General features: G+C 74.1%; 10 protein-coding genes. 6 read left to right on the top strand and 4 right to left on the bottom strand.

The window, feature by feature from the left end; translation table 11 throughout:
• Positions 1-143: 143 nt before the first annotated feature.
• The 3 genes from ACFW47_RS17210 to ACFW47_RS17200 form a co-directional block, all read right to left on the bottom strand.
• Positions 144-1,430 carry an HRDC domain-containing protein gene (locus ACFW47_RS17210; RefSeq protein WP_386276662.1) on the bottom strand — a complete coding sequence of 429 codons (1,287 nt, stop codon included), beginning with the start codon at positions 1,428-1,430 and terminating at the stop codon, positions 144-146.
• Positions 1,431-1,602: 172 nt separating this feature from the next.
• Complete coding sequence (locus ACFW47_RS17205) at positions 1,603-2,265, bottom strand: response regulator transcription factor (protein ID WP_003972894.1); 663 nt, start codon at positions 2,263-2,265, stop codon at positions 1,603-1,605.
• Between the two features lie 291 nt (positions 2,266-2,556).
• On the bottom strand, positions 2,557-3,234 hold the full coding sequence (locus tag ACFW47_RS17200) for a DUF3000 domain-containing protein (protein ID WP_386276659.1): 678 nt from the start codon (positions 3,232-3,234) through the stop codon (positions 2,557-2,559).
• Between the two features lie 162 nt (positions 3,235-3,396).
• Between ACFW47_RS17200 and hemE the strand changes: the two genes are divergently transcribed.
• On the top strand, positions 3,397-4,464 hold the full coding sequence (gene hemE, locus ACFW47_RS17195; protein ID WP_386276657.1) for a uroporphyrinogen decarboxylase: 1,068 nt from the start codon (positions 3,397-3,399) through the stop codon (positions 4,462-4,464).
• Positions 4,465-4,930: 466 nt separating this feature from the next.
• On the opposite strand, the gene ACFW47_RS17190 is transcribed toward hemE, so the two are convergent.
• Complete coding sequence (locus ACFW47_RS17190) at positions 4,931-6,457, bottom strand: glycoside hydrolase family 3 protein (RefSeq protein WP_386276655.1); 1,527 nt, start codon at positions 6,455-6,457, stop codon at positions 4,931-4,933.
• Positions 6,458-6,933: 476 nt separating this feature from the next.
• On the opposite strand from ACFW47_RS17190, the gene ACFW47_RS17185 reads away from it, so the two are divergent.
• From ACFW47_RS17185 to ACFW47_RS17165, 5 genes are read left to right on the top strand one after another with little or no spacing between them, the layout of a single operon-like run.
• A complete protein-coding gene (locus ACFW47_RS17185; protein ID WP_386306180.1) occupies positions 6,934-7,989 on the top strand; it encodes a phytanoyl-CoA dioxygenase family protein in 1,056 nt (351 codons plus the stop codon).
• Entirely contained in the window at positions 7,971-9,305 is a 1,335-nt protein-coding gene (locus tag ACFW47_RS17180; protein ID WP_386276650.1) for a DUF6271 family protein, read from the top strand. Before ACFW47_RS17185 ends, ACFW47_RS17180 begins: the two co-directional genes overlap by 19 nt.
• Positions 9,302-10,501 (top strand): type III PLP-dependent enzyme, encoded by a 1,200-nt coding sequence (locus ACFW47_RS17175; RefSeq protein WP_386306179.1) that lies wholly within the window; start codon positions 9,302-9,304, stop codon positions 10,499-10,501. Before ACFW47_RS17180 ends, ACFW47_RS17175 begins: the two co-directional genes overlap by 4 nt.
• Positions 10,494-11,036 carry a GNAT family N-acetyltransferase gene (locus ACFW47_RS17170; RefSeq protein ID WP_386276645.1) on the top strand — a complete coding sequence of 181 codons (543 nt, stop codon included), beginning with the start codon at positions 10,494-10,496 and terminating at the stop codon, positions 11,034-11,036. The genes ACFW47_RS17175 and ACFW47_RS17170 overlap by 8 nt, the downstream gene beginning before the upstream one ends.
• Positions 11,036-12,238, top strand: a complete 1,203-nt coding sequence (locus tag ACFW47_RS17165) for an MFS transporter (protein ID WP_386306178.1) — start codon at positions 11,036-11,038, stop codon at positions 12,236-12,238. Before ACFW47_RS17170 ends, ACFW47_RS17165 begins: the two co-directional genes overlap by 1 nt.
• Positions 12,239-12,263 lie beyond the last annotated feature (25 nt).

Raw genomic sequence — 12,263 nt, 5'->3', positions numbered from 1 at the left:
TCTCCTCCAGGGTGCGGGATGGCACTGCTGCGGCACGCATGCACTGAGCGCGCGCTCAGCCCCATGCTACTTGTGGGTAACGTAGCTGCCCAGTCCCCCCGGCGCGAGCGGCGAACGTCACACCGCCGGATTCCGCCGCCCTCCTACGACACGCCCTTGGCCAACGCCGTCACCAGCACCGGCGTCACCTGCTCCACCTGCCAGGGACGGGCCCCGTGCCCGGCGAGGGCCGTGCCCACCGACTCCTCGTCGAGGCTGGCCGGCGGCTCCCAGCACACCCGGCGCACCGTGTCCGGGGTGATCAGGTTCTCCTGCGGCATGTTCAGCCGTTCGGCCAGTGCCGTCACCGCCGCGCGCGCCGCGGTGAGCCGGGCGGCGGCGGCCGGGTCCTTGTCGGCCCACGCCCGCGGCGGCGGGGGACCGGTCACCGGCTGGCCGGGCTGCGGCAGCTGCGACTCGGACAGGCCCCGGGCCCGGTCGACCGCCACCTGCCACTGCTCCAGCTGCCGGCGGTTGACCCGCCCGAACCCGTTCAGCGCGGCCAGCGCGTGCGCGTTGGGCGGCAGCGCGAGCGCGGCCTCGACGATGGCGGCGTCCCCGAGCACCTTGCCCGGCGAGACGTCCCGGCGCTGCGCGATCCGGTCCCGGGTCTGCCACAGCTCCCGCACGACGGCGAGCTGCCGGCGGCGGCGCACCTTGTGCATGCCGGACGTGCGGCGCCACGGGTCCTTGCGGGGCTCGGGCGGCGGGGCGGAGGCGATCGCGTCGAACTCCTGCCGGGCCCAGTCCAGCTTGCCCTGCCGGTCCAGCTCCTTCTCCAGCGCGTCGCGCAGGTCGACGAGGAGCTCGACGTCGAGCGCGGCGTAGCGCAGCCAGGGCTCGGGCAGCGGGCGGGTGGACCAGTCGACGGCCGAGTGGCCCTTCTCCAGGACGAAGCCCAGTACGTTCTCCACCATCGCGCCGAGACCGACCCGCGGGAAGCCGGCCAGCCGTCCCGCGAGCTCGGTGTCGAAGATGCGGGTGGGGACCATCCCTATGTCGCGCAGGCACGGCAGGTCCTGGGTGGCCGCGTGCAGCACCCACTCGGTGTCGGCGATCGCCGCGCCGAGCCCTGACAGGTCGGGGCAGGCCACCGGGTCGATCAGCGCGGTGCCGGCGCCCTCGCGGCGCAGCTGTACCAGATATGCCCGCTGCCCGTAGCGGTAGCCGGAGGCGCGTTCGGCGTCGACGGCGACCGGGCCGTGCCCGGCGGCGAAGGCGGCGGTCACCTCGGCGAGGGCGGCCGCGTCGGCGATCACCGGCGGAATGCCCTCGCGTGGTTCCAGCAAGGGTGTCGGCGCCTGGCTCGCAGAAGATCCGGCGTCGTCCGGAGGGGCGCCTCCGGTGGTTCGCAGTGAACGGTCTGCTGCGGTTTCGTGGGCGTCGGTCACCTGTCAAGGGTATCCGTGGATCGACCGCGCCCGCCGACGGAACGTTCCGTCGGCGGGCGCCGGGGGGTCGTAAACCAGTCAGGGCGGTGAAAGATCGGCTTCCATCGGCTTCGGGGGGACGGTGGCGGCGGTCATGGCGTGCGGTGAGCGGAGGGGGGCGGAGGGGGAGCGGTCAGTGGATGATCCCGGTCCGCAGGGCCACGGCGACCATCCCGGCACGGTCGCCCGTGCCGAGCTTGCGGGCGATGCGGGCCAGGTGGCTCTTGACGGTCAGGGCGGACAGGCCCATCGAAACGCCGATCGCCTTGTTCGACTGGCCCTCCGCGACCAGCCGCAGCACCTCCACCTCGCGGCCGGAGAGCTCGCGGTAGCCGCCCGGGTGGCTCGGGGCGCCCGGGGGGCGGCGGTGCAGGCGGGCGGCGGCGGCGCCGATGGGTGCGGCGCCCGGCCGGGTGGGGAGCCCGACGTTGGTGCGGGTGCCGGTGACGACGTAGCCCTTGACGCCGCCGGCCAGGGCGTTGCGCACGGCGCCGATGTCGTCGGCGGCGGACAGGGCGAGGCCGTTGGGCCAGCCCGCGGCGCGGGTCTCCGACAGCAGGGTCAGGCCGGAGCCGTCGGGGAGGTGGACGTCGGCGACGCAGATGTCGCGGGGGTTGCCGATGCGGGGACGAGCCTCCGCGACGGACGAGGCCTCGATGACATCGCGCACACCGAGCGCCCACAGGTGGCGGGTGACGGTGGATCGGACGCGCGGGTCGGCCACGACCACCATGGCGGTCGGCTTGTTCGGGCGGTAGGCGACCAGGCTTGCAGGCTGCTCGAGGAGAACGGACACCAGGCCTCCTGGGGTGCGGGACGGGGCCGGCTCGTGGGGGACGAAGCCGGGACGAACCGTGCTTTCAAGGTCACAGTCGTCTTCGGCACCGAACGCGTCCGCCTTTAGAGAATGATCACGATCTGGTGAGTAACAATCCGAGCAATTCGGACACGCGGTCGATCATTCGAAGACCGAACGGTTTCGCACTTTGTCGATACGGGGCCGAAAGTTGTCGTGTCGACAAAGTGACGGAACGTTTCGCGGGCCGGAGTGGGCCCCGGTACGGAGGACGTGGCGGAACGGGCGGTGCTAGCGCGACTGCGGGCCGCGGCGCTGTGGCAGCGTCACGATCGACGCGTCGCCCGGCGCGGCCGGCGGCAGACCCGCGACCTGCGCCAGCAGATCGCACCACGAGGCCAGGTGCGCGGCGGTGTCCGGGACGCCGCCCAGCCCTTCGCGCGGCGTCCAGGACGCCCGGATCTCGATCTGCGAGGCGGACGGCCGTGCGGAGAGCCCGCCGAAGTAGTGGGAGCTCGCCCGCGTGACCGTGCCACTGGGCTCGCCGTAGGTCAGCCCGCGGGCCTGGAGCGCGCCGGTGAGCCAGGACCAGCAGACGTCGGGCAGCAGCGGGTCGGCGGCCATCTCCTGCTCCAGCTCGGCCCGCACCAGCGTCACCAGCCGGAAGGTGCCGTGCCAGGCGTCGTGCCCGGCCGGATCGTGCAGCAGCACCAGCCGTCCGTCCGCCAGGTCCTCGTCACCGTCGACGACCGCCGCCTCCAGGGCGTACGCGTACGGGGCGAGCCGCTTCGGCGGGGGTACCGCCTCCACCTCGATCTGCGGCCGCAGCCGCGCGGCCCTGAGCGCTTCGACGGCGGCCGCGAAGGGCGGCGGAGCCGTACTCCCCGTACGCCGGGAATCCTCCTCGGTACCCTTCGTCTCGTCCATTCCGCCAGCGCCGTCCGACAGTCGTCCCTGAGCCGCAGCCATGCGGGGAAGGTTAAGCGGAACAGCGCCCCGGCGCAGGGAGGGACACCCGCGTGCGGGCGCGATGTCCGGATCACGCTGTTCCGCGCGGGCGCCCCCGCGCGGCTCGCGCGCGGTCGCACCCGTGGTCGGGCGCTGCCCGAGGGGCATGCGAGACTTGCCGGTGTGAGTGCCGAACAGAGCCCCGCGGGCAAGCAGCCGACCGCCACGTACGACTCCGCGTTCCTCAAGGCGTGCAGGCGTGAGCCGGTGCCGCACACCCCCGTGTGGTTCATGCGGCAGGCCGGGCGCTCGCTGCCGGAGTACCGCAAGGTGCGCGAGGGCATCCCGATGCTCGAGTCCTGCATGCGGCCGGAACTGGTCGCCGAGATCACCCTCCAGCCGGTGCGCCGGCACGGCGTGGACGCGGCGATCTACTTCAGCGACATCGTGGTCCCGCTCAAGGCCATCGGCATCGACCTCGACATCAAGCCGGGCGTCGGCCCAGTCGTCGAGAAGCCGATCCGCACCCGCGCCGACCTGGCCCGGCTGCGCGACCTCACCCCCGAGGACGTCTCCTACGTCACCGAGGCCTTCGGCCTGCTCACCCGAGAACTCGGCGCCACCCCGCTGATCGGCTTCGCGGGCGCCCCCTTCACCCTCGCCAGCTACCTCGTCGAGGGCGGTCCGTCCCGCAATCACGAGCACACCAAGGCGCTCATGTACGGCGACCCGCAGCTGTGGGCCGACCTCCTGGACCGCCTGGCCGACATCACGGCCGCCTTCCTCAAGGTGCAGATCGAGGCGGGCGCGAGCGCGGTCCAGCTCTTCGACTCCTGGGTCGGCGCCCTGGCACCCGCGGACTACCGCCGCTTCGTGCAGCCGGCCTCCCGCAAGGTCTTCGATGCCGTCGCCGGGTACGGCGTGCCGCGCGTCCACTTCGGCGTCGGCACCGGCGAACTCCTGCGCGACATGGGCGAGGCCGGCGCGGACGTCGTCGGCGTCGACTGGCGGGTCCCGCTGGACGAGGCCGCCCGCCGCGTCGGCCCCGGCAAGGCGCTCCAGGGCAACCTGGACCCCGCCCTCCTCTTCTCCACCCCGCAGGCGGTCGAGAGCAGGGCCCGCGAGATCCTGGACGCGGCGGCGGGCCTGGAGGGCCACGTCTTCAACCTCGGCCACGGCGTCCTGCCCGACACGGACCCGGACGCGCTGAGCCGGCTCGTGGAGTACGTGCACACCCAGACCGCGCGCTGAGGGCCGTAGCCGCGCGGGCACCGGACCAGCGCCGCGGCGACGCGCTCCGAGCGGCCCGTCGGGCACCCGGGGACCGCTCAGCACGGCGCCCAGACCGCGCACGCGGTCGCGACGACCGCCTCCGGCGGCCACCGGCCGGGGGCACGGGATCCGACGCCGCGCGGCCTGCCCGGCGCCCGCGCGACGGTCGCGGGAACACGGGACTCGGACAGCCGCCAAAGCCCCGGCCGGCGAGTCGATGACGCGGGCGGCGTTCTGTGACCCGGGTGGGTGGTACGCCGAGGCGTCCTGGACCGGCCGCACGGGTGCGGCGCGGTCTCCCGGCCGTCCGTTCCTGTCCCGCGCCCGCCTGATGCCCGTGCCCGGCAGGACCACTCCGGCCGGCACCGAGCGTCGCCGGGTCCGGCGGAACCGTCACGGGCTGCCGGCCGCCGCCCTCACTGCCGCCGTCCCTCCCCGCCCCGGTTCACGGCGCGGCCGCACCCGTCAGGACCTCCGCCGCGGCCACCCCGGAAGCGGCGCTCGCGCCGTGGGTGAAGATCCGGGCCGTTCCGCTGCCGTAGGTGCCCGGCAGGCCCATCTCCACCACGATGGCGTCCGGCCGGGCGGCGGTGAGGCCGGTGACCGCGCGGTCCATCCAGGCGTGCCGGGCCGCGTCCCGGGCGACGATCACCAGGGGTCGCCCCGCGGCCGGTTCGAGGGCGCAGCTCTCCAGGGCGACCGTCCCCTCCTCCAGCTCCCGGCCGCCCACCCGCACGGAGGTCGTGCCCGGCAGCCGCTCCCGCAGCGGACCGGCGACGCCCCACGGGGTCTGGCTGCCGATGGCCAGGTTGGTGAGCGGCGCCAGTTCCACGACGTGCGGCGCGGCGGTCAGCGGCAGGGCGTCCCGTGCGGCCCCGGTGAGCCGGACGGCACGGCGTGCGGCGACCTGGCCGACGGGGTCCGCGGCCACCGGTCCGGCATCGGCGGAGCCGGCCGCCCTCAGCCCCGCCGACCAGTCGGCGAACTCCCGGACCCGGCCCGCCGCCTCGGCCAGCCGCTCCTCCGGCAGCTCACCGGTGCCCACCGCGGTGACCAGCGCCTTGACCAGGAGGTCGACGGTGGCCTCCTCGGCGCTCTCGCCGCCCACGCACACGGCGTCCACCCCGGCGCCGACGGCCTTCGCCGCGGCCCCGTCGATCCCGTACCGGGCGGTGACGGCGCCCATCTCGATGGCGTCGCTCACGATCAGGCCGTCGAAGCCCAGTTCGTCACGGAGCAGGCCCTCGAGGACGCGCCGGCTGAGCGTGGCGGGCAGGTCGGGGTCGTAGGCGGGCACGAGCAGGTGGCCGCTCATGACGGCACGGACGCCGGCGGCCACGGCGGCGCGGAACGGAGGCAGGGCCTGGGCCTCGATCGCCTCCCGGGAGGCACCGTAGGCCGGCAGGTCGTGGTGGGAGTCGACGGCCACGTCGCCGTGGCCGGGGAAGTGCTTGGCGCAGGCGGCGACCCCGGAGGACTGCAGCCCCGTGATCCACGCGGTCGTGTGCCGTGACACCACCTCCGGATCGGCGCCGAAGGAGCGTACGCCGATGATCGGGTTGTCGGGATTGGAGTTGACGTCCGTGCTCGGCGCGTAGTCGAGGCTTACCCCGGCGGCGTGCAGCTGACGGCCCAGGTCGGCGGCGACGGCCTCGGTCAATTCCGTGTCGTCGACGGTGCCGAGGGCGAGGTTGCCGGGCCGGGACGACCCGGTGGCGGACTCGATGCGGGTGACGTCCCCGGCCTCCTCGTCGATGGCCACGATCAGCGCGGGGTTCTCCGCGCGCAGCCGCGCGGTCAGCCGCGCGACCTGTTCGGTGGAGACGATGTTGCGGGAGAAGAGCACGACGGAGGCCAGTCCGTCGGAGATGTCGCGCAGGATCCAGTCGGGCGGCTCGGTGCCCACGAATCCCGGCTGGAGGACGGAGAGCGCGAGCCGACGCAACTCGCTGCTGGGCCTGCTGGAGGACATCGACCGCGCCTTTCGGTTCGGAGGTTTGGTATAGACCAAACCGTTGCGTGCCCAGGTTAACCAGACGTGTCAAGAGGGGACTTGTCGATGCTCCCGCGTCAACTGGGCGCCCCGCGGCGGCTGTTGACAGTGGCGCTTGGTCTAGTCCATTGTGAGGCGCAAGTTCGGCGAGGGACGCATGCGGCACGAGCGTCCTCCCGTCGGCGCTCTGCCACGGCCGGCCGTCAAGGCCGTTCCCGCGGCGGCGACTTCCGTGACGACCACCCCGGACGAGACGACCATCCGGACGGGGGCGCGGACCGGGGCCTCCGACCAGGGGGTCCTCGTCCCTCCGAGCCGCCCTCGTCGCCCCGCCCCGCTCCGCACCGGACGCGAGCGGGCCCCGCTGCCCACCGACCTCATGCGCGACGGCCCGACCACCGTCGCGCGCTCCGCCGACGTCCCAACGAGGCGACGGCGAGGATCTGGAGCACCCCATGGCGACGCCCGATTCCTTCCTCCACCGAGCCCCGTCGGCCATCCCCTACTTCAGCGCGGACGCCGACACCTACCTGGCCCGCACCCAGTTGCGCGACCTCGACAAGACACGCCCCCTGCGGGTGCTGTCCGAGGAGGACTTCGCCCACTGGCAGACCTACGGCTACGTCGTGGTGAAGGAGGCGATACCCGCCGACTCCGCGCACCGGCTCCTCGACTTCGCCTGGGAGTTCCAGGGTCTCGACCCCGGCCGCTCCGACACCTGGTACCAGGACCGCGAGTACCGCTCCGACCTCGACCGGGAGCTGCACATCTACGGTTTCGTCGAGGCGTACCACCACCAGCTCATCTGGGACAGCCGGCAGACGCGACGGGTCTACGACGCCTTCGTCGACGTGTGGGACTGCGAGGAGCTCTGGGTCACCCTGGACCGCCTCAACCTCAACCCGCCCAACACCGGCAACCGCGACCGCGCCCTCATCGACAAGCCGGACCGCGGCTTCGACATCGAGCTGCACTGGGACGTGGACACCTCCCTCGGCGTCCTGCCCCAGCGGGTGCAGGGCATCATCGCGCTCAACGACACCAAGCCGGACCACGGCGGTTTCCAGTGCTGTCCCGAACTCTTCCGCCGCTTCGACCGCTGGAAGGCGCTCCAGCCCGACGACCGAGACCCGATCCGTCCCGCGATCGACCGCGCGGACATGCCCGTCGTACGGCCCGACCTGGAGGCCGGCGACCTGCTCATCTGGAACGGCCTGCTGGCCCACGGCGTCGCGCCCAACGTCTCCGGCGACGGCGTGCGCGCGGTCCAGTACCTGTCGATGATGCCCGCGCTGGAGACCCACCGGACCCTGCGCGACTCCCGCGTCCACTCCTGGCGCACCCTCGCCACCCCCGAGTGGAACGCCACGCTTCTCGGAGACGCCCGCCGCCCCGAGTCCGAGCGCTACGGCCCGGCCGGGCTGAACGACCTGGGCGCCAGGCTGCTGGGCCTCGAGTCCTGGCACGGGGACGACACCACCGGGGAAGCCGCATGCGCAGTATCTGCCTGACCCTGCCGACCAACCGGCACTGCCCGGACACCATCGCGGCCCTCGGCGCCGAAGCGGTCCACGCAGTCGACCACTTCGACATCGATGTCCAGGTACTGGTCCTGGACTCCTGCCCGCCCCCGGTGCGCGCCGAACACGCCGAGGCCGTACGGCGCCTGCCCGCGCACCCCCGGATCACGGCGCACCACCTCGACGAGTCCGCTCAGCGCGACTTCCTGCGCCGGGTCACCGCCCGGTCCGGCGCCGCCAAACCCGACCTGCTCCTCGACCTGCTGCTCCCGGACGGCGTCTCCTACGGCGCCTGCACCGACCGGGCCTTCCTGATCGCGGCGGCGCTCGGCTGCGACTCCGTCCACCGCAGGGACTCCGACAGCCGCTACCAGAGCCTGCACGGCCGTACGGTCTTCCCCGTCCACCACGAACTGCTCTCACTCGGCCGACGCGCCGCCGACGCCGTACCGCACGTCACGGAGGCCACCCTGCCGGACCCGCTCCTGGACCGGCGGGTGGCCATGGTCGGCGGCTCCTTCGTGGGCGAACTCTCCGTCGACGTCGCGCGGATGCGTGCCGCCGACCCGGAGGTCTACCACGACGTCGTCGCCCTCTGGGCGCCCGGACACTGGTCCGCCGAGCGGAAACGGGAACTGGTCGAGGAGTCCTTCCGGGGCGCGGGCACCGAACCGTTCACGGGCGACCACTCGCTGCTCGCGCTCGTCGACCCCATGCGGGTGGACATGTGCAACATCGCCTTCCACTCCGGCACCGTCACCGAGCGGGTGCCGCTGCCGCCCGCCAGGGACACCATCGGCAGCGACTACTTCCTCATCCACCTGGTGCACGACGCCCGGCTGCCCGGCGTGCTGCACAACCGGCACATCGTCAACTACCACACCGGCGAGCGCAGAACCGGGCCCGGTTTCCTCGCCTACCAGACGCGCTTCGCCAAGTTCCTCCTGTCGATGCTCCACTTCCACCACGTCTACGACCGGATGGCCGAGGCCGGCGACACCCTGCTGGACGAGCACGGCCGGCCCCGCCCCGCGGCCGTCGCCGCCCTGGCCCGCGAGAGCACGGAACTGGACCCCGCCGAGAACGTCCGCCGCCTCGACACCCTGGACACCGCCTACCGGCGCCTCGGCGGCCGGTACGCCGAGTTCGCCGGTCTGCTGGCCGGCCGGCGCGAGCGCCTCCTCGACGAGGCGCGCGGCGACATGGCGGACTTCGCGCTGCTGACGGAGGCCTGGGAAGAGCTGGTGGCCGCCGCCAAGGCCACGCCCGTCCCGTCCTCGGCCGGGCAACCGGGGCGTGCGCGGTGACGGCCGCCGTCCTCAGCGAGTCCCTGGCCGCGGCCCTCGCCGCCGCCCCCGGGGACCGGATCGTCTACGACCTGACGGGCATCGAGCGGCGCTACGACGCCCTGCGCCGCGAACTGCCGGACGTCCGGGTGCGGTTCGCGATGAAGGCCTGCCCGCTCGACGAGGTCCTCGGCCTCCTGGCGCGCAAGGACGCGGGCGTCGACGCGGCGAGCCCCGGTGAGGTGGCGCAGGCGCTGCGGGCCGGGGTGCCGGCCGGACGGACGCACTACGGCAACACCGTCAAGTCCGACCGGAACATCGCCGAGGCGTACCGGCTCGGCATCCGCACCTTCGCGACCGACAGCCTCCAGGACGTGGCCGCCCTCGCCGTCCACGCCCCCGGCGCCCGCGTCTTCTGCCGGGTGGCGACCGGCGGAGCGGGCGCCGTGTGGGGCCTGAGCCACAAGTTCGGCTGCCCGTCCGGCGACGCCGTGCGGATCATGGAACGGGCCCGGGACCTCGGACTGGTCCCGGCCGGACTGTCCGTGCACGTCGGCTCCCAGCAGATGACGGGCGAGGCGTGGCACACGGCCCTGGAGGACCTGGGCGCCGTCCTGCACGCCCTGGACCTGCGGGGCATCCGCGTCGACCACGTCAACCTCGGCGGCGGCCTGCCCGCGCTCGGCTACCGGGACCGGCACGGCACCCCGCTCGAACCGCCGCTGGACAAGATCTTCGCGGTGATCCGGGAGGGCATGGACGAACTGCGCCGCGTCCACGGCGGACCCCTGGACTTCGTCATCGAGCCCGGACGGCACCTGGTCGCCGACCACGGTGCGATCCGCGCGCACGTCGCCCGCCTCGCCGAACGCCGCGGGGCGGACGGCGAGCGCCGGCACTGGCTCTATCTGAGCTGCGGCAAGTTCAACGGCCTCTACGAGATGGACGCGCTGCAGTACCCGCTGGTCTTCCCGGGCCACACGACAGGACCGTACGTCCCCGCCGTCGTCGCCGGACCCACCTGCGACAGCGACGACGCCTACGCCCACGAGGCCGGACTGGTCCCGGTACCGAGAGCGCTGGCCTCGGGCGACCCGGTCTGGGTGCTGTCCAGCGGCGCGTACGCGACCAGCTACACGACCCTCGGCTTCAACGGCTTCGCCCCGCTTCCCCACGCCTGGGCGGGCCGGCCGGACGGGGCCGGCGCCGATGGCTGACACCGTGCGCGTACGCCGCATGGCCGCCGGCGACTGGGACACCGTCGTCTCGCTGGAGCGGGACGCCTACACGGGACGGGGCCTCTCCGAGGGCCGGGCGGTGCTCCAGTCCCGGGCGGCGGCGTCGCCGGACACCTGCTTCGTCCTGGACGTCGGTGCCCGCACGGCCGGCTACCTGCTGGCCCTGCCCTACCCCTTCCGCCGCTACCCGGAGCTGGAACGGGCCGAGGGCACGGCGACCGCGCCCGGCCCCGGCAACCTCCACCTGCACGACATCGTCGTGGCGCCGGACCTGCGCCGCCGGGGCCTGGCCCGGCACCTCCTGCGGCACCTGACCGGCACCGCCCGGACGCGCGGGGACGAACGGATCTCCCTGGTCGCCGTCGGCGGCACCCGGCCCTTCTGGGCGGCACGCGGCTTCGTGCCGCACCCGGGGGTCGTGCCCGAAGGCGCCTACGGCGCGGACGCCGTCTACATGTCCCGACCGGTCCCGGCGGCCACCCCCCTCCCCCCGTCCCTGCGCGAAGTGAGCTGATGCGCGTGTCCCGCCTCCGCGACTCCCGTACCCACGATCCGTTCCTGCGCGGCCAACTGGCCATCGCCGCGCTGTTCCTGTCCCTCGGCTTCCAGTACGCGACCTGGGCCGCGCGGATCCCGGCCCTCAAGTCCGAACTGGAGCTGACCGCCGCCGAAGTGGGCGTCCTCCTGATGGCCGCCGGGGTCGGCGCGGCGGTGTCCTTCCCCCTCGTCGCCTGGCTGATGCGACGCCTCGGCTCCCGGCGGCTCGCCCTCCTGTCCCAGCTCGGCCTGGCCCTCCTGCTGCCCGCGCTGGCCGCCGCCCCGGACTACCCGGTGGCCCTGCTGGTGCTGTGCGCCGACGGAGTCCTGGTGGGCTGTCTCAACGTGGCCATGAACGCGCAGGGCGCGGCCCTGGAGGCACGGCACGAGCGCAACACCATGGCGAAACTGCACGCGACGTTCAGCGCCGGGTCGCTGCTCGCGGCCCTGGTCGCCTCGGGCATGACCGCCGTCACCGGGTCGGTCGCCGCGCACTTCGGCGTGGCCGCCGCCCTTCTCGTCGTCCTGGGCGCGTCCGCGCGCACGGGACTGCTCGACGACGACGCACCGGCCGCCCCGAAGCCGGCGCGCCGGAGCGGCCGCTGGACCCTCCCGTCCCGCCCGACCCTGTGGATGTGCTGCGCCATGGTCTTCGGCACGGTCGCCGAGGGCGCCATGAACGACTGGTCCGCCCTCTACCTGAAGGACGTCGCCCGGGCGTCCGCGGAACTCACCCCCCTCGGCATCGCGGTCGTGTCGGGGATGATGGTCGTCGCCCGCCTCTTCGCCGACGGCTGGCGGGGCCGCTGGGGCGACGGACGGGTCGTCCTGGTGGGCAGCGCGGTGGCCGGCACCGGTCTCGCCGTCGCCCTGGTCAGCGGGGGCGTCGCCCCGGCCCTGGCCGGCTTCGCCTGCATGGGCCTGGGCATCGCGGCTGTGACCCCGTGCGTCTACGCGGCCGCCGCCCGGCAGGGCTCGGACGCGCTGACCCTGGTGGCCGCCATGGGAACCACCGGCCTGCTGGCCGGCCCGCCCCTCATCGGCTTCGTCGCGGGCGCGAGCAGCCTGACGTGGGGCATGGGCGCCGTGGCCGCCGCCGCGGTCGCCGTCTCCCTGTGCAGCACCCGCATCCCCTGGACCGCGGCGCCGGCCGTCCGGGGCGAGGCGTCCCCGGTCTGAGTACGGTGCCTGGAGTCGTCCCGCG

The sequence above is a fragment of the Streptomyces sp. NPDC058796 genome, from assembly GCF_042745235.1.
In the GTDB taxonomy this organism is placed as follows: domain Bacteria; phylum Actinomycetota; class Actinomycetes; order Streptomycetales; family Streptomycetaceae; genus Streptomyces.
Note: the sequence above shows the minus strand (reverse complement) of the source record. Positions and strands in the feature narration are given on the sequence as shown.